The sequence below is a fragment of the Streptomyces cinereoruber genome (genome assembly GCF_009299385.1).
GTDB lineage: Bacteria > Actinomycetota > Actinomycetes > Streptomycetales > Streptomycetaceae > Streptomyces > Streptomyces bikiniensis.
This window is the reverse complement of sequence record NZ_CP023693.1, coordinates 7,191,226-7,210,360: the sequence shown is the minus strand read 5'-3', so window position 1 is coordinate 7,210,360 and position 19,135 is coordinate 7,191,226. Positions and strand designations below refer to the sequence as shown.

Below are 19,135 nucleotides of genomic sequence, written 5' to 3'. Positions count from 1 at the left end.
GACCGAACATGCACACTACACAGGGTGTATAGCGGGGAGGGTGGCGGGGTGGGCGACCCCTCGCGGGGAGGGTGGCGAGGCCGGGCGGATCCTGGCGGGAGGACGGCGAGGGTGGGCAATCCCTCGGGGGGAAGGCGGCGGGGTCAGGCAGCCCTTCGCGGGAGGACGGCAAGGGCGGGCGGCCCCTCGGGGGGCTGCCTGACCGGATCACCTCTTCGCGGGCACGTGAGAGCCCCGGGAGCGCCCGTCCGCGTCTCCCGGGGCGTCCTTGTAGCGGCGCCTTCCGCCGTCGGCGCCCGGCGGTGCCCGCCGCTCAGCGGGAGGCGAGCAGCAGGCGCGCCTCCGTCTCCTGGTCGCCGGAGACGGTGTGCCGGGACTGGACGTCGAAGCCGGTGGCCAGGACCTTCTCGACCTCGTCGACGGCGTGGTAGCCGCCGGTGAGCGTGACGCCGACCATGGCGGACAGCCGGGCGGGAGACACCTCCCGGTGTTCGCCTCCGGCCGTGTCGAACGTGGCCGTCCAGACGGTGGGGGACGGCCCCGTGGCCGCCTGCGGGGCGGACGTCGTCATGTCCTCGAGCCGGTAGACCGCGTCGAGGACGCCGAAGACGGCCTGGGCGTCCTCCCGGTCGCAGTCGCTCAACTGGACGGTGACGTCGGTGTCGATGTGCAAGTCGTACACGTCGCTCATCTCCTCACGGTCCCCCGGCCGCCGGTGGCACCCCGGGCTCCTCGTGGCGGGCGCTCGTCGCGCCTCCCCTCCAGCATCCCCCCGGGGCCGCCGCACCGCGAGGGCCGCCGGCGGGTGCCCGGCGCTCTTCGCGCCGGTCTGTCGTCCCGTACCGCGCCCGACCGGTCCCGGCGTTCAGGGCCACGCCACCGGGCGCCTCCGCCGCCGGGCGCGCGCCTCGCCACCCGCTCCGCCCCGCCGGAACCGGTCGAGAAACCGGGTGCGGGCCGGACGGGAAGCCCTGCGGGAGACCGGCCGGGAGGACACCGGCGGCGACACGGCGGGCAAGGACGGCGCAACCCGAAGAGGCGGCACTTCCCGGAGAGGCTGCCCCTCTCGGAAAGGCTCCCCCTCAGGGAGAGGCGGCACTTCCAGGAGGGGTCGCGCCTCCGAGGGAGGCTGCACCTCTGGGTGGGGCTGTACCTCTGGGTGGGGCTGTACCTCTGGGTGGGGCTGTACCTCTGGGTGGGGCTGTACCTCTGGGTGGGGCTGTACCTCTGGGTGGGGCTCGGGCTCCGTGGGAAGCCATGTCTCCGGAAGAGGCGTCGCCTCCAGGAAAGGCAGTGGCTCCGGGAAAGGTGGCGCCTCCAGGAAGGACCGCGCCGTCGGCGACGACCGTGCCGACAGGGCCCGCGGGCCGCCGCTCACCGTCACCGGCACGGCCCACGGGTCCGCCGCCCCGGGTCGTACGGAAGGCACCGCGTCGGACCGTACGGAAGGCTCGGTGTCGGTCTTCCGGGCGGCCGGGGCGGCCGGCGCCGCCCACACGGGCGGTGCGATCGGCACGGGCCTGGCCGTCTCCCCCGGATACGGGGCCGGGCACGCGGCACGTGCCTCGTCCAGGGCGAGTGCCAGGCTCAGCCGGTGCCAGAGGATCTCGTCCGGGTCGTCGGCACGCGCGAGCCGCTCGGCGATTTCGCGCGCGGCCGCGGGCACCGGCATGCCGGGCGGTGGCGGCGGGCGCAACCGGTCGAGGTGGGCGCGCTCGTACGGATCGTCCACGACCTCGGCGACCTGGAGCGGGTCGAGCAGGGAGGCGATGGCCGAGGCCCGCGCCCACGGGTCGGCGGCGGCGCGGAGCAGCAGGGCGAGCCGTCGCGCGCGCCAGTTCCTGGGCCGCAGGTCCTCGCGCGCGGCCAGGCGCTCGCGGAGCTCCAGCGCCAGCCGTCCCGTGAGCAGCGCGGGACAGGCGCGGCCGAAGTCGGCGACCTCCTCCGCCAGGTACGTCCACACCACCGCCCGGTAGCGGTTCAACGAGAACCGCACCGGACTGAGGTGCCCCGTCCGGGCCAGCCTGGTGAACCGCTCCGGAGTGATCCCGAGGAGCGCGGCCGCCTCCCGGGTGCCCACCGCGCGCACCCGGTCGCGCAGGCCGGCAGGAAAGTCCGGCGCGGCGCTGAGGCGGTCGAGCTCGTGCCGCTCGACCCGACGCCGTCCGCCCTCTCCGACCGGCACCGTCCGGACCAGGCCGAGCTGGACCGCGAGCCGGAACTCGTCGCGCTTCAGATCCAGTTCCTGCGCGGCCCGCGCCGGTGTCACCGTGCGCGCCCCTTCGTCCGCCGCCCCCTCGCCCGCCGTCCTTCCGTACGTTGCCCTTCCGTCTGTCGTCCCCTTGCCCGCCGTCCCGTCGTGGCCGTCCAGCGTCATCACGCGGTCCTCCCCCGTGCGTCCGTACTCTCCACTCTCCGTGGCGCGGATCCGTTCGACCCGCCGAAGAGAACGTAACGCAGAGTGACGAACGCCGCACCGTCTGTGGACAACCGCCTGTGGACAACTCGTGGCCGACCCTCGGGGCCGACCACCGGAGTGGAACGTCGGGCGGAGGAGAGCGGGCGTCAGAACAGGCCGTCACCCGGTTGGCCGGGCTGCCGTGCCTCCACTCCGAGGTGTTCGCCGACTCGGTTGACCAGCAGTGTCATCTCGTACGCCACCTGACCGACATCGGCCTCCGCCGCGCTCAGGACGCACAGGCAGCTGCCCTCGCCCGCGGCGGTCACGAAGAGCAGCGCCTCGTCGAACTCGACCATCGTCTGCCGCGCCCGGCCCGCCTTGAAGTGCCGGCCCGAGCCCCGGGCGAGGCTGTGCAGACCGGAGGAGACGGCGGCCAGGTGCTCGGCGTCCTCACGCGCAAGGCCGTTGCTCGCGCCCGTCACCAGACCGTCGTTCGACAGCACCAGCGCGTGCCGTATGTGCCCGACCCGCTGCGTCAGGTCGTCCAGGAGCCAGTCCAGTCCCTTGTTCAACGCCATCAGTGGTCCTCCCCCTGTGCGGTGCGTCCCCGTCGACCCGGATTCCCGTGCTCCCCGTGCCACCGTGGTCCGCGTGTCGGCGCAAGCCTTACGCACTGTCGTGGACAGGGCAAGCACTGCACCACGCCCGCGTGTACCGCAGGATGGGAGGCATGACGAAGATGACCGAGGACCAGTGGCGGACCTTCGTGTCCGCGGGGACCCGCACCGGCAAGCTGGCGACCGTCCGCGACGACGGCAGCCCCCACGTCGTGCCGGTCTGGTTCGTGCTCGACGGCGACGACTTCGTGTTCAACACCGGCAAGAACACGGTGAAGGGCCGCAACCTCGCCCGTGACGGGCGGGTGTCCCTGTGCGTCGACGACGAGGACCCGCCGTTCTCCTTCGTCTCGCTGTTCGGGCGCGCCGAACTCAGCGAGGAGCCGGAGGCGTTGCGCCACTGGGCGACCCGCATCGGCGCCCGCTACATGGGCGAGGACCGGGCGGAGGAGTTCGGCACTCGCAACGCCGTCCCCGGCGAACTCCTCGTCCGGGTCAGGATCGACAAGGTGACCGCCGAGGCCGGCCTCGCGGACTGAGGCCCCCGCCGGTCCCGGCCGTCCTGTCGTTCCCGGCCCCCTCCCCCGGCTCAGCCGACGGTGTCCAGGAGCCGGGCGGTGTGCACCCGTCCGGCGTGCTCGACCAGGCGGATCAGCACCTCCTTCCCGGAGTCCCGGTCGCGCGCGTCGCACAGGACGACGGGGGTGCCCCGGTCCAGGTCGAGTGCCCGGGAGACGTCGTGCGCGCCGTAGGTACGCGCGCCCGTGAAGCAGTTGACGGCGACCACGAAGGGGATGCGCCGGTGCTCGAAGTAGTCGACCGCCGGGAAGCAGTCCTCCAGGCGCCGGGTGTCGGCGAGGACGACCGCCCCGAGGGCGCCCTGCGACAGTTCGTCCCACAGGAACCAGAACCGGTCCTGGCCGGGGGTGCCGAAGAGGTAGAGGGAGAGTCCGGAGCGGATCGTGATGCGGCCGAAGTCCATGGCGACGGTCGTGGTGGTCTTCCGGTCCACGCCGCCGGTGTCGTCGACGAGTTCCCCGGCCCGGCTGAGCCGTTCCTCGGTGCGCAGGGGCCGGATCTCGCTGACCGCGCCGACGAGGGTGGTCTTGCCGACGCCGAACCCGCCGGCGACGAGGATCTTCAGGGCGAGGGCGGTGCTGTCCGCGTCGTCGTCCGCGCCGGCTCTCTCAGAGTGCTCGTAGGCCATCGATTACTTCCCTCAGGATTCTTTCGTCGGGGAGCCGCGCGGGCGGCACGGGTCGGCCGACACGCACGAAGCCCGATTCGAGGAGGTCGCCGAGGAGCACCCGGACGACTCCGACGGGCAGGTCGGCGTCGGCGGCGAGTTCGGCCACCGACTGGGTCTCGGCCCGGCACAGGGCGAGCAGGGACCGGTGCTCGGGGCCGAGGAGGGACTCCTCGGCCGGTCCGGTCGGGTCGTCGTCCACGACGACGAGGGCGATGAGGTCGAACCGTACGTTGCCGGGTCCCGGCTTCGTCCGGCCGCCGGTCATCGCGTACGGACGTACGAGCGGCCCGGCGTCGGAGTCGTACCACCGGTCGCCCGGCACGGACGGGCCGCCGCCGGTGCTGTGCTCGTTCATGGGGTTTCTCCGGGTCAGCCGACGGCCGGCGGGGTCACCGTGAGGCGCGGCGGGGTGTGCAGGTGCTCGCCGACGCGTTTGACGAGACGGGCCATCTCGTAGGCGACGAGGCCGATGTCGGCGTTCGCCGAGCTGAGGACGGCGAGGCAGGAGCCGTCCCCGGCGGCCACCACGAAGAGGAAGCCGTCGTCCATCTCGACCATCGTCTGGCGGACCCCGCCGGTGCCGAACTGGCGCCCCGCGCCCTTGGCGAGGCTGTGGAAGCCGGAGGCGATGGCGGCGAGGTGTTCGGCGTCCTCGCGGCCGAGGTCGCTGGAGGCCCCGACGGCGAGTCCGTCGCTGGAGAGCACCACGGTGTGGCGGACCTCTCGGACCCTCGCCACGAGGTCGTCGAGGAGCCAGTCGAGTTCGCCGGAGCGGTGGTGGGAGACCCTCTCGTGGTCGATCATGCGTCGTCTCCTTCGGGGTGGGGGGCGTACAGGGGGGCGGGTCCGGTGCGACCGCGGTCGTGGCCCGTGCCGATACCGGCGGCGGTGCTGGTGCTGGTGCCGGGCCCGATGCCCGCGCCTGTGCCCGTACCGAGCGGGCGTCTGCCGCCCGGGGCCGGGTGTCCGCCCCGCCGCCAGCCGTCCTGGTAGGCCGTCATCCGCTCCCGGACCCGTTCCGGGGTGCGGGCGTCCGCGCCGGGCGGGGCCGGTACGGAGACCGGCTCCTGGGGCGGTGCCTCGCGCAGCTGCGGGACGAGGCTCGCCTGCCGTACGCGGCGGGGCAGTCCCCCGTCGGAGGCGGCGGGAGCGGCGGGACCGCCGGCCGGTGTTCCGGGTGGCTGTACGGAGGAACCGCGGGGGCGCAGGGCGGTGACCCCGGCGGGTACCGACCCCGGTTTCGGTCCGGGTTCCGTCCCGGCGTCCGGGCCGGTTTTCGGAGCGGGTTTCGGCACCGGGTGCGGTCCGGGTTCCGGCCCGAGCCCCGGATGCGCCGTGAGCGCGGGGACGGCGGTCGGGCGCGGCAGGGGCTGTGGGCGGGAGGGTGACGGGATCCGGGGCAGCGGTGTCAGGGCCCCGTCGGGACGCTGCGGCGGGTTCCCGTGCCGCCCGCTCCCCTGCGGCCGCGGGGCCGCCCGGTGTGCGTCCCCGGAGCGGGCCGGGTCGGGCCGTTCCCCGGCGGGCCGGGTCTCCCCGGGGCCGTCCTCCGGTGCGCCGCGCCCCGGCGGAAGCGCGCCCTGGAGGACGTCGGTGGGCAGCAGCACGACGGCCGTCGTCCCGCCGTAGGGGGAGGGCCGCAGGTGGACCTTGATGTCGTGACGGGCGGAGAGCCGGCTGACCACGAAGAGGCCGAGCCGGTCGCTGTCGAAGAGGTCGAGGTCCTCGGCCCGGGCGATGCGGGCGTTGGCCTCGGCGAGGCTCTCCTTGCCCATGCCGAGTCCCCGGTCCTCGATCTCCAGGGCGTAGCCGTTGCCGACGGGTTCGCCGCTGACGCGCACCTTGGTGTGGGGCGGGGAGAACTGGGTGGCGTTCTCGACGAGTTCGGCCAGGAGGTGGGTGAGGTCGGCGACCGCGCCGCCGACGACGGCCGTCTCCGGGAGCCGGGGCACCTCCACGCGCGCGTAGTCCTCGATTTCGGAGACGGCGGCGCGGACGACGTCGGTGAGGGGGACGGGCCTGCGCCAGGCGCGGCCGGGGGCGGCGCCGGAGAGGATGATCAGGCTCTCCGCGTGGCGTCGCATGCGGGTGGTGAGGTGGTCGAGCCGGAAGAGGTCGTCGAGCTCGCCGGGGCCGTCGGCGCGCCGCTCCATGGCGTCCAGGAGGTTGAGCTGGCGGTGGACGAGGACCTGGCTGCGGCGGGCGAGGTTGACGAAGACGCCGGAGATTCCGTCGGCGAGTTCGGCGCGTTCGACGGCGGCGGAGAGGGCCGCGCGGTGGACGGTGGCGAGGGCCTCGCCGACCTGGCCGATCTCGTCCTGGGAGTCGGGTCCGGCCGGCGCCTCGGCCCGGATGTCGATCTCCTCGCCGGCGCGCAGCCGGCGCATGGCGTCGGGGAGTTCGCGGCGCGCGATGCCGAGGGCGGTGTTGCGGAGGCCGACGAGTTCGACGACGAGGCCGCGCCCGATCCGTACGGAGACGAGGAGGGAGGCCACGACGGCCACGAGGCCGAAGAGCACCGCGGCGCCGCCGGTGGTGAGGGCGCCCCCGGCGAAGGGGTCGGTGCGGTCGGCCGCTCCGGCATGGGCGTCGGCCTCGATCGCGGCGAGTCCGTCGCGTACGGCGGCGAGGGGGGCGTCCCAGTCGGCGGAGGTGACCGCCTGGGCGGCGGGGCGACCGGGGCTCGCGGCCCGGACCAGGTCCTCGGCGCGGGTGAGCCGGGTGTGGTCGGCGCCGGTGGCGAGCCGGGTCCACGCGGCGCGTTCGGCGGCGGGCAGGTCGGCGGTGGCCGAGGCGGCGAGGGCGCGGCGGGTCTCGACGGCTCCGGAGAAGGCGCGCAGCCGGTCGGCGGTGAGCTTGCCGGTGAGGTGGGCGGAGCCGAGGAGGGCGTCCTCGCGGGACAGCATCTCGCCCGCCCGGCCGAATTCCAGGAGTACGCGCGCTTCGGCTCCCCGTTCGGCGTCCTGGACGCCACTGAGGGCGCCGTCGACGGCAAAGGCGGCGGAGATCGCCCCGGTGTACTCGGTGTACACCTGGTCCCAGTCGGCCCGTCCTTCGGCCGCGGCGGTACGGAGCAGGGCGAGGCCCTCGACCTTGCCGACGAACGCGCTCACCCGGTCGGCGACCTCGTCGGGCAGGTCCCCGGTGTCGCCGATGGTGTGGGTCTCGTCCAGGCGGAGCCGGTCGACGGCTTCGTCCGTGCGGCGCGTCCGGTCCTCGAACTCGGTGGCCCGGGCGGCGCCGGGGGCCGCGACCTGGCGTACGGCGGCGCGCCGTTCGGCCTGGAGCGCCGTGCGGGCGGCCGACACGGGCTCCCGGACCTCGGCGCCGAGCCGCTGGATCCGGTGGAGGCGGGCGACGTCCTGGGCGGTGGTGACGGTGGCGAAGCCCCACAGGGCGAGGAGCGAGACGACCGGGACCATCAGGAGCGAGACGATCTTGGCGCGGACCGTACGGGGGCGCGGACCGGTGCGCGCGGCGGGCCGGCCACGGTCTTCGCCGGAGCCGGAGGCGGAAGGGCTCGCGAGGACCGTGGCCTGCGTGGAGACCGGGGTTCCCTCGGAGGCACGGTCTCCCGCCGGGGCGGAGGGGCCGTCGGCGCCCGGAGGCGCGGGCGGTGCCCCGGCGGCCGTGCGACCGGCCGCCGGGGAGGTTCCGGGGGCGTGCTCCTCCGGTTCGTCGGCGGGCGGTCCCGCGTGGGCGCGCCGCCCGCGCACGGCGGTCGGCGGTGCCGGCACCCCGGCGTCCTTGGTCCTGCGGGGAGTTCGCATGGCCTCCTCGTTCCGGCTGCGGCTGTCTCTGGTGCGATGGGGGCGGTAGGGGGACGGGGCGGGCGGCTCGACCGGCGGGAGTGCGTCCGGGTCAGTGCGTACGCGTGCGCGTACGTACGGCTTCGGCGGTGCGGGGGCCGGGAGGACCGGCGTCCACCGGGCCTCCGTCCGGTTCGGCGGGGCGCCCCGCGAAGGCGTACGCGGCGCGTTCCCCGGCCGTCGGGGAGAGGGCGACGAAGGCGGCGGTGATGAAGAGGTACGAGCCGAGGCCGACGGCGAGCGGGAAGACGAACTGCATGACCGTGGCTCCGGGGAGGGCCGCGCCGGACGGGACGACCTCGACGCTCACCGCGAGCATGCCGGTGTAGTGCATGCTGCTGACGGCCGCGCCCATGACGAGCGAGGCGACGGCCACGGCCGCGGGCGCGTGGATGTGGAGGGCCGCCCACAGCGCCGCCGTGGCGGCGACGACGGCGATCAGGACGGAGAGGCCGACGAGCAGGGGGTCGTACCGGACCTGGCCGTGGAGCCGGAGGGCGGCCATGCCCAGGTAGTGCATGCTCGCCACGCCGATGCCGGTGGTCAGTCCGCCGATCAGCAGGGACCGGACGCGGTCGCGTCCATGACCGACGGCGAACACGCCGACGCCCACGACGCCCATCGCGACGACGAGGCTGAGGACGGTGAGCGGAACGTCGTAGCGGATGTCGGTGCCCTTCACCCCGAATCCGAGCATCGCCACGAAGTGCATCGTCCAGATGCCGCTGCCGATCGCGGAAGCGGCGGTGAGCAGCCAGTTCCGCCGGGACCGGCCGGTCGCGGCGAGCGCCCGTACGGTGCAGCGCAGCCCGAGGGCGGCGCCGATGCAGGCCATCGCGTACGACAGCACGGGGGTAAGCCAGCCGAAGGCGGCGTGGTCCAGGTGTCCCATGGCCCAGGGACGCTAGTGCGCATCGGGGGGCGCACCGGGGGCGCATTTCGAAAGCTGATGGAATATGACAGAGAGCTGACCCCGAACGATCGCGCCGGGTTCGAACGCTCACGCAGAAAGCCCGTGCCGAACGTTCACCCCTCCGGGTGGCGGGCGCACGCCCCCTCATCCCTCCGGGTACGGGATCATGAGCGCATGAGCGACGACCCCACACGCGTCCGAGAGTTCTTCGGTGCCCGCGCCGCCGACTGGGACGACCGGTTCCCCGACGACGGTCCCGCGTACGCCGCCGCCGTGGCCGAGCTGGGGCTGCGTCCGGGCGGCTCGGTGCTCGACGCGGGCTGCGGGACCGGCCGCGCGCTGCCGCCGCTGCGCGCCGCCGTCGGCCCCTCCGGCACCGTCGTCGGGGTGGACCTCACCCCCGAGATGCTCGAACGGGCCGTCCGCGCCGGGCGCGACGGCGCGGACGGCGGGGCGCTGCTGCTCGCCGACGTCGGCCGGCTCCCCGTCCGCGAGGGCGCGTTCGACGCCGTCTTCGGCGCGGGGCTCGTCTCGCACCTCGCGGACCCCGCCGCCGGTCTGCGGGAGCTCGCCCGTGTCGTACGGCCCGGGGGCCGGCTCGCGCTGTTCCACCCGATCGGGCGGGCCGCCCTGGCGGCACGGCACGGCCGCTCCCTGTCGCCGGACGACCTGCGCGCCGAGCCCCGGCTGAGCCCCCTGCTCGCCGGGGCCGGCTGGCGGCTCGTCCGGTACGTCGACGAGGACGCGCGCTACCTGGCCCTGGCCGTCCGCGAGGGTTGAACCGCCGGCGCTCCTCCTGCCGGGCTCGGAGACACGTGAGACCTCGTGAGCCGGGCCCCGGGCACCAACGCGCCCTTCTGCACCGGTACTTCACTGTCTACGGTGGACCTGCCGGGCAGCCGTGCCCGGGGAAGGCGGCGGGCCGTGACGCAGGTACCGGAAAGACTCCGCAGACTCCTCTCCTTCGCCCGGAGGCCGCCCGGGCCCGCCGCGCCGGCGCGGCCCGCCCGGCAGGGGCACAACCTCTTCGAGGCGGCGGCGGTGTACGTGGCCGCGTGCGCCGAGGACGACCAGGTCCGGGCGGAGGAGGCGGCGAACCGCGTCTCCCCCGGGGCGCTCTCCTTCGGCGTGAACGAGCTGGCCTGCCGGGCCCTCGTCGCCCTCGCCCGGCAGCGGAACGAGTCACCGCTCGCCGTGGCCCGCTCGCTGCTCGGCCTGCGGAACGGACCGACGTGACGCCGGGCCGACGGGCGCATCCTTCCGCGGCGGGGCCCTCGACGCGCGGGTTACTCACTGGTTAAGGTGCGCCGACGACCGGATGGGGAGGACGCTGTGGCTGGGACGGACCCGATCGCCGAGGGCGCCGGCGACGCCGACGCGCTGCTCGTGCTGACCGCCGCGCTGCTGACGCCCGCGCGCTTCCCGAGCGTGCTCGGGGACGACTATCCGGCGGCCTGCGCGGCCCTGGGACTGGCGCCGCACCCGGAGGGGTACGGCCTCGTCTTCGGCCAGGACGGTCTGGGGGCCCGCTGGACGGTGGTCGTCGACGACGTCTCCCTGGTCGCCGTGGCCATCTCCTCCTGGGACTGCGGCATGGCCTACGACCTGTCCCCCGACGAGCGGTCCATGGTCGCCGTGCTGCCGGGCTGGCCGCTCCCCGTGGCCACCGCGGCCCCGGGGGTGCCGGCCCCGCACGACCCGGAGCCCGAGGAGGGCGACCCCGCCCCGCTGACCCCGCCGTCGGGCGACGAGTGGGGCCCCGTCCAGCGCCGTCTGGGCGCCGATCAGGTGGCGCTCCAGTGGGCCGCCTGGCGGTCCCGGATCGGCGACGACGGCACGTACGGGGAGGAGGACGCGGTCCCGGGGGCCGCGGACGGTGGCGGCGCGCTGCCGGCCCCGCCCGCCGGAGCTGCCGGAGCCTCCGGGGGCGACGACCCGTACGACGGCGTCAGGAGGGCCCTGGACGAGCTGCACGCCTATCTGGAGGAGCCGCCTCCGGTGGGGCGGGTGCGCTCGGCCCCCGGCACGGAGGAGGGCGCGCGGCTGCTGCGCGCGGACGGCCCCGGCTGGTCGCTCGTGGCGAAGGCCGACGACATGGCGTTCGTCCTGCTCGACGCGCTGCCGCGCGAGGTGCTGCCGGTGGCACGGGGAGAGCGACTGCCCGCGCTCCTCAAGGGCCTCGACGCGATGGCCGTACGACCGGCCTGAGCAGGCCCCGTTTCCCGTGACTCCGGGGTCTCAGGTCAGGGCGTGCCCGTACGTGGCGGCCAGGCCGTCGAGCTCCGGGTCGCCGTACGCCGCGCGCAGCGCTCCGAAGGCCTCGACCTTGTCCGGGCCGAACCGGCCCACGGACACCGCGTAGGTCTCCGGGGACAGGAACCTCGGCGGTGTGCTCTTGCTGTGGAACTTGTCCGCGTACATGACCAGGCGTTCCTCCGGCGTGACCGCGACGTAGTCGGCCGGCGGCAGCGGCAGCCCCTGCGCGAGCACGTCCTCCTTGGTCAGTCCGACGCCCGTGTGGCACGAGCAGAACCGGCACACGGCCTCCGGGAGCCCTTCGGCCGCCAGGAGCTCGTGACCCAGGATTCCGTGCCGTATGTAGTTCCGGCCGTCGAGGCGTCCCTCGGCGTCGTACAGGCGGTACACCCCGATGTCGTGCAGCAGGCACCCCGCGCGCACGAGCTCCGGATCGAGGTTCCCGCCCGCGCGCGGAAGCAGGCGTTCGGCGATCCGCCACACGATCTCGCAGTGGGTGAGGACGAGTTCGAGCGCCTCCTCATGAGGAGCGTGTTTTCTGTGCAGCGCGCGGATCTCGTCGACCGAGGGAATGTCCATCCCCGCAGCCTAATGAGCCGGGAACGCGGCGGGACCGAGGCCCCGGCCCGGGGCCCGGTCCGGGGCGCGCCCCATAGGACGGCGGCCCGAGGTGTGGTCTCCGACCATGGTCCGGCGGAAGGGGCACGCCGCACGATGTGGCGCCGATCCCCCTTTCCTTCCACCGTCCCACCGGAGGCTCACCATGCGCCTGTTCCCGGGCGTCTCCCTGTTCGCCGCGTTCCTGGCCGGGTTCACCGTCCTCGCCCCCGCGTCCCCCGCCGGGGCCGAGCCGGGGGCCGCCGCGCACTGCGCGCGTCAGGACCGGCTCCACGTGCCCGGTGCCGCACACCAGCGGTCCGCCTGTCTGGACGACCTGACGACCGCGGGGCTCGCGGGCACGCCGTACACCGACATGGCGGACCAGGCCGGTCTCGCCGCTAAGGGGACCCTCAATCCCTCGGGGGTGCCGGGCGTCCAGATCGACGGCTACTTCCCCGACGACTCGCGGCTCAACGCCACGCACGGCTGGGCCCACGACGCGCAGTTCGTCGTCCGGCTGCCGGACCGCTGGAACGGCGGGCTCGTCGTCACCGGCGCGCCCGGCACCCGCCGCCAGTACTCCACGGACGCGCTCATCTCGGACCAGGTGCTCACCCGGGGCTTCGCCTACGCCTCGACCGACAAGGGCAACACCGGCCCGGACTTCTTCACCGACGGGCGGAGGCCCGGCGACGCGGTCGCCGAGTGGAACCGCCGGGTGACCGAGCTGACGCTCGCCGCCAAGAAGGCCGTACGGCAGCGGTACGGGCGGGCGCCGGAGCGCACGTACATGACCGGCATCTCCAACGCCGGCTACCTGACGCGCTGGCAGCTGGAGAACCGGCCCGAGCTGTACGACGGAGGGGTCGACTGGGAGGGTGTGCTGTGGACCGCCGACGGCCCCAACCTCCTGACGAGCCTGCCCGTCACCGTGGCGCGCTCCCTGGGGCGGGCCACCGACGAGGACCTGGTCGGGGCCGGTTTCGCGCCGGACTCGCGCTTCCTCTGGCCGTACCACGAGCAGGCTTACTGGGGGCTGACGCAGAAGATCTTCCGGGCCGAGTTCGACCCCGCGTACGACCCGGCCTGCCCCGGTTCCACCGCGGGCCGGACCGTGGAGGAGATCTTCGCTCCCTGCGCCTCGGACGCGTCGTACGACTACGCCTCCCGGCCCGCGTCCGTCCACCGCGCCGTCGCGAAGGTCGCGCTCACGGGGCGGATCGGCAAGCCCCTCATCACGCTCCACGGCGACCTGGACGCCCTGCTGCCCATCACCACCGGTTCCGACGTGTACGCGCGGATGGTCGACGACCGGGGGCGGGGCCGGCTGCACCGGTACTACACGGTGCAGGGCGGGACGCACACCGACGGCCTGTACGACACGCACCCGGACCGGCTGCGGCCGATCCTGCCCTGCTACCGCTCGGCGTTCGACGCGCTGACGCGCTGGGTCGAGGAGGGCGCGGCGCCGCCCGCGGACCGCACGATCGCGCGGCCGGCAGGTGGTGACGTGGTCAACTCCTGCGCGCTGACAGGGTGAGTTCCCCCGGTGTCGTGCCTTCTCCGGCCGGCGGCACGGCACCGGAGCGCAGGGGCGCGCCCACCTCGTGCAGGTGGCCGAGGGCCTGGCGGTACGAGTCCACGAAGCCGGTCTCCGTGTACGGCACGCCGAGGGCGGCGCAGTGGGCCCGTACGGCGGGCTGGGCGAGCCGGAGGTTGGGGCGCGGCATGCTGGGGAAGAGGTGGTGCTCGACCTGGTAGTTGAGGCCGCCGAGGAACCAGTCGGTCAGGGCGCCGCCGCGGATGTTGCGCGAGGTGAGCACCTGGCGGCGCAGATGGCCCCAGCTGTCGCCGTCCTCGTGCTGGTCCGGCCGGTCCATGCCCTTGTGGTTGGGAGCGAAGGCCATGCCCAGGTGGACGCCGAGGAGCATCTGGTGGAGCAGGGCGAAGACCAGGGCCTGGGCGGGCGTGAGGAGGGTGAGCAGCAGGGTCGCGTACCCGGCGAAGTGGGCGAGGAGCAGGCCGCCCTCCACGAGCCGCTCGCGCCGGGTGCGGCAGGGGCCGTCCTTCGCGAGCAGGCCCTGGATCCCGTACACCTTGAGCGCGATGCCCTCCAGGGTCGTCAGCGGGAAGAACAGCGCGGCCTGGTGGCGGGTGAGGAAGCCGCGCAGGCCCGTGCGGCCCGCCGTCTGGTGCTCGGCGAAGACGAGGACGTCGGCCGCGACGTCCGGATCCTTGTCGAGGTGGTTGGGGTTCGCGTGGTGGCGGTTGTGCTTGTCGTTCCACCACTCCCGGCTCATGCCGAGGAGGAGGTTGGCGTGGACGAGCTGGACGGCGCGGCTCGTTCCGCGGTCGGCGGTGATCTGGGCGTGGCCCGCGTCGTGGGCGACGAAGGCGGCGCGGGTGGAGAGCAGGGCGAGGGGGACGGCGAGCGGGAGCGCCCACCAGGAGGGTCCGACGAGGGCGAGCCCGGCCACCACGGCGGCGATGCCGAGGAGGTTGAGGACGATGGCGCGGGCGTACCAGCCGGGGCGGTGTGCGAGGAGTCCCTGTTCCCTGATCGTCCGCAGGAGCGGGGTGAACTCGCTGCCGCCCCTGGCGCGGGCGGGCGCCGCGGGGGGTGCGGCGACCGGGGGCAGGACGGTGGTCTGGGACATGGCGGGCTCCGGTTTCCGTGGGGCGGTCGGCGGATCGGCGGGGCGGTCGGTGGACGCTCACTGAACGTACGGACGCATGACCGGCCGGAGCCATGGCGTCACCACCCGTCCCGGGCCGGGGGCGCTCCGGGGGGACGGGGTGGGGAGAGCCCCACCCCGTAAGGGACAGCCGTACTGTGGCGTGGATCACTCGAATTGAAGGCGCGTCGGGCGATTTTTTGAGGTAACCTCGGCCGCTCGACCCCAGTAGTCAAATTTGAGGAATGCGTTGTCGCTGTCGCACGGACCCGATGATTCCGCCCGCGAACCCGCCCGGAAGCTCTTCCGCCACTCCGCAGTCTTCCTCCCCGCCGATCCGCCCCGCGCCGGACGGATCGCCTTCTGGTCGCCGGACGGCGAACCGCTGCCGGACCCCTCCGGAGCCCCCGCGGCCGGCACCGCACTCACGACCGTGGGCGGACCCATGGCCGTGGACGAACTCACGGTCGTGGACGAGGACACCCTCCGGCCCGTGACCGTCCACGCCCGCGTCCTCTCCGTACGGGCCGCCCTGCCGCTGCTCGTCCGCGCCCGGTTCTCGGAGGGCGCGTCCCCCGCCGCCGCGTTCTGGGGCGCCGCCGGGCTGCTCGCCCTCGACCTCGTGGCACGCGGTCTGCTCCTGCCCGGCCTCACGCCCGGCGACCACGACGCGTGGCGGGCCGGACCGCTCGGCCCCGAGGAGTTGGAGAGGCTCCGTACGCTCGCCGCGTCGATGCCGCCCACGGCCCATGCCGTACCCCTCCCCCTCGCCTCCCCCGGCGCTCCGCCCCTGTTGCCCGAACCCGAGGCGCTGCTCCGGGCCTTCGCCGACGCCGTCGCGGACACCCTGCCGCGCACCCCGGCGGCCCCGTCGGCGGCCGGCGGAGCCGCCTTCGCGGCCGAGGAGCCGGGGACGTTCCCCGAGCAGCGGGCGTGGGCGGCCGACGTGGCCGCCGTGCACGACGCGGGCGTCCGCCTCTCGCTCCGCCTCGAACTGCCCGGCTTCACCGCCGAGTCGGAGGAGGCGCCCGGCTTCCGGGCGGTGCTCCAGCTGCACGGCGTCGCCGATCCGGCCCTGGTCGCGGACGCGGCCGAGGTGTGGTCGGGCTCCGGGCCGGTCGGGGCGGCGTTCGGGCCCCGCGCCCGCATGGACGCCCTGCTCGCCCTCCGGCGCGCCGCCCGCGCCTGGCCCCCGCTCTCCCCGCTCCTGTCGGCGGCCGTGCCCGACACGGTCGAGCTGGCCGACGAGGAGGTCGCGGAGCTCATGGGCCCGGCGGCCGACGCCCTCGCGACCCTTGGCGTCCAGGTCCACTGGCCGCGCGAACTCGCCGACCGGCTGACGGCCCGGGTGGAGATCGGCCCGCACGCGCCCGGTACCGACACAGATACCGGCGCTGCCCACACCGATGTCCACGCCAACGCCCACACCGGCGCAGACACCGACACCGATGTCGGCGCTCGTACCGGTGCGGGTGCCTCCTCCCTGCCCGCCCTCCTCGCCGCCGACTCCCTCCTCGCCTTCAACTGGCGTTTCGCCGTGGGGGAGCACGAGCTGTCCCGTGCCGAGCTCGACCGGCTCGCCGAGGCCGGGCGGCCCCTCGTGCGGCTGCGCGACCGGTGGGTCCTCGTCGATCCGGCCGAGGTGCGCCGCGCCAGGACCCACCAGGACCACAAGGTCACGCCGGTGGACGCGCTCTCGGCCGTCCTCACCGGGACGACCGAGGTCGACGGGCGGACCGTCGAGGTGGCGGCAACCGGCCCGCTGGAGCGGTTGCGGGAACGGCTCGCGCACCCCGAGGACGGGCGGCCCGAGGTGGCCCAGCCCGCCGCGCTCGCCGCGACCCTGCGCGACTACCAGCTGCGCGGGCTCGACTGGCTGCACCGGATGACCTCGCTCGGCCTCGGCGGCTGCCTCGCCGACGACATGGGCCTCGGCAAGACCATCACGGTCATCGCCCTGCACCTGCACCGGCAGACCGACCCGGCGTCGGCGGGACCCACCCTCGTCGTCTGCCCGACCTCGCTCATGGGCAACTGGCAGCGGGAGATCGAGAAGTTCGCGCCCGGCACGCCGGTGCGCCGCTTCCACGGCACCACCCGCGACCTGGAAGGGCTCCCCGACGGCGGCTTCGTCCTCACCACGTACGGCACGATGCGCCTCGACGCCGAACGGCTCGCCGGGCGGGACTGGGGACTCGTCGTCGCGGACGAGGCCCAGCACGTCAAGAACCCGTACTCGGCGACGGCCCGCCGACTGCGGACCATCGGCGCACGCGCACGCGTGGCGCTGTCCGGCACCCCGGTGGAGAACAACCTCTCCGAGCTGTGGGCGATCCTCGACTGGACCACGCCGGGGCTCCTCGGCACCCTGGGCGCCTTCCGCGCCCGCTTCGCCGCCGCCGTCGAGGGAGGCGGGGACCCGGCCGCCGCCGCGCGCCTCGCCGCGCTCGTCCGGCCGTTCCTGCTGCGCCGCCGCAAGTCGGACCCCGGCATCGCGCCCGAGCTGCCGCCGAAGACGGAGACCGACCGGACCGTGTCGCTGACGCCCGAACAGACCGGTCTGTACGAGGCGGTGGTGCGGGAGACGCTGGCGGCGATCTCCGCTGCCGACGGCATGGCGCGCCGCGGTCTCGTCGTGAAGCTCCTGACGGGCCTCAAGCAGATCTGCAACCACCCCGCCCAGTACCTCAAGGAGGAGGGCCCGAGGATCGAGGGACGGTCGGGCAAGCTGGAACTGCTCGACGAACTCCTCGACACGATCCTCGCCGAGGGCGCCGCCACCCTGGTCTTCACCCAGTACGTGGGGATGGCCCGGCTCCTGGAGGCGCACCTCGCGGCGCGGGGCGTGCGGACGCAGTTCCTGCACGGGGGCACGCCGGTCGCGGAGCGGGAGGCGATGGTCGCCCGCTTCCAGGACGGCGAGGTCCCGGTCTTCCTGCTGTCCCTGAAGGCCGCCGGCACGGGGCTCAACCTCACCCGCGCGGAGCACGTCGTGCACTACGACCGCTGGTGGAACCCGGCGGTGGAGGCCCAGGCCACCGACCGCGCGTACCGGATCGGGCAGGACCGGCCGGTGCAGGTCCACCGGCTGATCGCCGAGGGCACGATCGAGGACCGGATCGCCGCGATGCTCGACCGCAAGCGGGAGCTGGCGGACTCCGTCCTCGGCACCGGCGGGGACATGCCGCCGGAGCTGACCGAACTGACCGACGCCGAACTGGCCGAGCTGGTGCGACTGCGAGGGGACGGACGATGAGCGAGTACGGGCACGGGAACGACGAGCGGACGTTCGCAGCGCTGCCGCCGGCCCGGGGAGGGGCGTTCACCCGGACCTGGTGGGGCCTGACCTGGCTCAAGGCCCTGGAGGACACGGCGCTCGACAACGAGCAGCTCAAGGCCGGGCGCCGCCACGCGCGCGCGGGGGCGGTGGGCGCCGTGTCGGTGCGGCCCGGCCGGATCACCGCGGTGGTCAAGGACCGGGACGGCACGGCGCACCGGAGCGACGTGCTGGTGCGGGAGTTCTCCGAGGAGGAGTGGGAGCGGCTGCTCGACCTCGCGGTGGACAGCGCGGGCCACATCGCGGCGCTCCTCGACCGCGAGATGCCGCCGCACCTGGTGGAGGACGCGGCGGTGGCCGGGATCGACCTGCTGCCGGGTGTCGGCGACCTCGATCCGGAGTGCGGCTGCGAGGCCTGGGACCACTGCCCGCACACGGCGGCGCTCTGCTACCAGGTGGCGCGCCTCCTGGACGAGGACCCCTTCGTCCTGCTCCTGATGCGCGGGCGCGGCGAGCGCGCCCTGCTCGACCAGCTCCAGGCGCGCAGTGCCTCGCGCGCCGCCGCCCCCGCGGCCCACGACGGGGACGGTGGCGGTTCTTCCGAGGACGCCGGGGGGATGCCGGGCGTGTCGGCCGAGGAGGCGTACGCGTCGGCGTTCCTGCTGCCGCCGCTGCCCGCGCCTCCGGTCGCCCCGGAGGCGCCGGGCCGGGTTCCGTCCCTGGACACGGACACCGAGCCGGAGCCGGGGGTGGAGCCTGCGGCCCTCGAATTCCTCGCGGCGGACGCGGCGGGCCGCGCGCACCGGCTGCTCGTCGAGGCGCTGGGGGCGGACGGGGACGTACCGGGGTGCGCGGAGGCCGGGCTGACGGAAGCTCAGGACGCGGTGCGGCTCGCCGCGGGTGCTCCCGTTCCGTGGATCGCGGCGCGGCTCGCCGCCGGTTCGGGCCGGTCGCGGGCGGACCTGGACCTCGCCACGCGCGCGTGGCGGTTCGGGGGCGCCGCCGCCCTCGCCGTACTGGAGGAGGAGTGGACGCCGGACGCCGAGGCGCTGGCCCGCGCCGGGGCGCGGCTGGCGGAGGCCTGGGAGGACGACGAGCGGCCGGCGCTGCGGCGGGCGGGCGGCGCGCGGTGGACGGCCGTGGGCACGGAGGCGCAGCTGCGGCTCGACGAGGACGGTCGCTGGTGGCCGTACCTCAAGTCCGCCGGCCGCTGGGCTCCGGCGGGCCCGTCGGACCGGGACCCGGCGACGGCCCTGGCCACGGCCTTCGCGGCGGGCGCCGCCTGAGCCGGGAGGCCGCACGAGGCCGGGGCGCCGCCCGGACCGAAGGGACGTCACCGTA

General features: G+C 75.1%; 17 protein-coding genes. 7 read left to right on the top strand and 10 right to left on the bottom strand.

The annotated features are described in order from the left end of the window. Positions 1-313 precede the first annotated feature (313 nt). From CP977_RS32395 to CP977_RS32380, 3 genes are all read right to left on the bottom strand, one after another. Complete coding sequence (locus CP977_RS32395) at positions 314-691, bottom strand: hypothetical protein (RefSeq protein WP_062760077.1); 378 nt, start codon at positions 689-691, stop codon at positions 314-316. Between the two features lie 174 nt (positions 692-865). Beyond that, the gene (locus CP977_RS34300) at positions 866-2,377 is read right to left on the bottom strand and encodes a DUF6397 family protein (protein WP_221331389.1); all 1,512 of its coding nucleotides are present in this window, start codon (positions 2,375-2,377) and stop codon (positions 866-868) included. Positions 2,378-2,565: 188 nt separating this feature from the next. Continuing rightward, complete coding sequence (locus CP977_RS32380; RefSeq protein WP_062760076.1) at positions 2,566-2,979, bottom strand: roadblock/LC7 domain-containing protein; 414 nt, start codon at positions 2,977-2,979, stop codon at positions 2,566-2,568. Between the two features lie 152 nt (positions 2,980-3,131). Between CP977_RS32380 and CP977_RS32375 the strand changes: the two genes are divergently transcribed. Then, positions 3,132-3,557, top strand: coding sequence for a PPOX class F420-dependent oxidoreductase (locus CP977_RS32375; protein ID WP_372460764.1), 426 nt, complete (start codon positions 3,132-3,134; stop codon positions 3,555-3,557). Between the two features lie 50 nt (positions 3,558-3,607). Here the strand turns inward: CP977_RS32375 and CP977_RS32370 are convergent, their stop codons facing one another. From CP977_RS32370 to CP977_RS32350, 5 genes are all read right to left on the bottom strand, one after another. After that, positions 3,608-4,225: a GTP-binding protein gene (locus CP977_RS32370; protein WP_062760074.1), complete on the bottom strand. Its 618-nt coding sequence runs from the start codon at positions 4,223-4,225 to the stop codon at positions 3,608-3,610. After that, positions 4,206-4,622 carry a DUF742 domain-containing protein gene (locus CP977_RS32365; RefSeq protein WP_152371351.1) on the bottom strand — a complete coding sequence of 139 codons (417 nt, stop codon included), beginning with the start codon at positions 4,620-4,622 and terminating at the stop codon, positions 4,206-4,208. The genes CP977_RS32370 and CP977_RS32365 overlap by 20 nt, the downstream gene beginning before the upstream one ends. Before the next feature lie 14 nt (positions 4,623-4,636). Beyond that, positions 4,637-5,071, bottom strand: coding sequence for a roadblock/LC7 domain-containing protein (locus CP977_RS32360; protein ID WP_062760072.1), 435 nt, complete (start codon positions 5,069-5,071; stop codon positions 4,637-4,639). Beyond that, on the bottom strand, positions 5,068-8,034 hold the full coding sequence (locus tag CP977_RS32355; RefSeq protein WP_152371350.1) for a sensor histidine kinase: 2,967 nt from the start codon (positions 8,032-8,034) through the stop codon (positions 5,068-5,070). Before CP977_RS32355 ends, CP977_RS32360 begins: the two co-directional genes overlap by 4 nt. Before the next feature lie 91 nt (positions 8,035-8,125). Then, on the bottom strand, positions 8,126-8,965 hold the full coding sequence (locus CP977_RS32350) for an MHYT domain-containing protein (RefSeq protein ID WP_062760070.1): 840 nt from the start codon (positions 8,963-8,965) through the stop codon (positions 8,126-8,128). A 195-nt stretch (positions 8,966-9,160) separates the two neighbouring features. Here CP977_RS32350 and CP977_RS32345 point away from each other — a divergent pair, with 195 nt between their 5' ends. The 3 genes from CP977_RS32345 to CP977_RS32335 all read left to right on the top strand — a co-directional run bounded on the left by CP977_RS32345 (position 9,161) and on the right by CP977_RS32335 (position 11,194). Further along, positions 9,161-9,766: a class I SAM-dependent methyltransferase gene (locus CP977_RS32345; RefSeq protein ID WP_062760069.1), complete on the top strand. Its 606-nt coding sequence runs from the start codon at positions 9,161-9,163 to the stop codon at positions 9,764-9,766. Positions 9,767-9,910: 144 nt separating this feature from the next. After that, entirely contained in the window at positions 9,911-10,222 is a 312-nt protein-coding gene (locus tag CP977_RS32340; RefSeq protein WP_062760068.1) for a hypothetical protein, read from the top strand. Positions 10,223-10,318: 96 nt separating this feature from the next. Continuing rightward, a complete protein-coding gene (locus CP977_RS32335; RefSeq protein ID WP_062760067.1) occupies positions 10,319-11,194 on the top strand; it encodes a hypothetical protein in 876 nt (291 codons plus the stop codon). Between the two features lie 30 nt (positions 11,195-11,224). On the opposite strand, the gene CP977_RS32330 is transcribed toward CP977_RS32335, so the two are convergent. After that, positions 11,225-11,821, bottom strand: a complete 597-nt coding sequence (locus CP977_RS32330) for an HD domain-containing protein (RefSeq protein WP_152371349.1) — start codon at positions 11,819-11,821, stop codon at positions 11,225-11,227. A gap of 184 nt (positions 11,822-12,005) precedes the next feature. Between CP977_RS32330 and CP977_RS32325 the strand changes: the two genes are divergently transcribed. Continuing rightward, positions 12,006-13,382, top strand: coding sequence for a tannase/feruloyl esterase family alpha/beta hydrolase (locus CP977_RS32325; protein ID WP_152371348.1), 1,377 nt, complete (start codon positions 12,006-12,008; stop codon positions 13,380-13,382). Here the strand turns inward: CP977_RS32325 and CP977_RS32320 are convergent. Further along, the gene (locus tag CP977_RS32320; RefSeq protein ID WP_229991444.1) at positions 13,357-14,499 is read right to left on the bottom strand and encodes a fatty acid desaturase family protein; all 1,143 of its coding nucleotides are present in this window, start codon (positions 14,497-14,499) and stop codon (positions 13,357-13,359) included. The two genes, CP977_RS32325 and CP977_RS32320, sit on opposite strands and share 26 nt — an antisense overlap. A 268-nt stretch (positions 14,500-14,767) precedes the next feature. Between CP977_RS32320 and CP977_RS32315 the strand changes: the two genes are divergently transcribed. Next, on the top strand, positions 14,768-17,773 hold the full coding sequence (locus CP977_RS32315; RefSeq protein WP_167309017.1) for a DEAD/DEAH box helicase: 3,006 nt from the start codon (positions 14,768-14,770) through the stop codon (positions 17,771-17,773). Further along, positions 17,770-19,080 (top strand): SWIM zinc finger family protein, encoded by a 1,311-nt coding sequence (locus CP977_RS32310; protein ID WP_062760064.1) that lies wholly within the window; start codon positions 17,770-17,772, stop codon positions 19,078-19,080. Before CP977_RS32315 ends, CP977_RS32310 begins: the two co-directional genes overlap by 4 nt. The last annotated feature ends 55 nt before the right edge of the window (positions 19,081-19,135 follow it).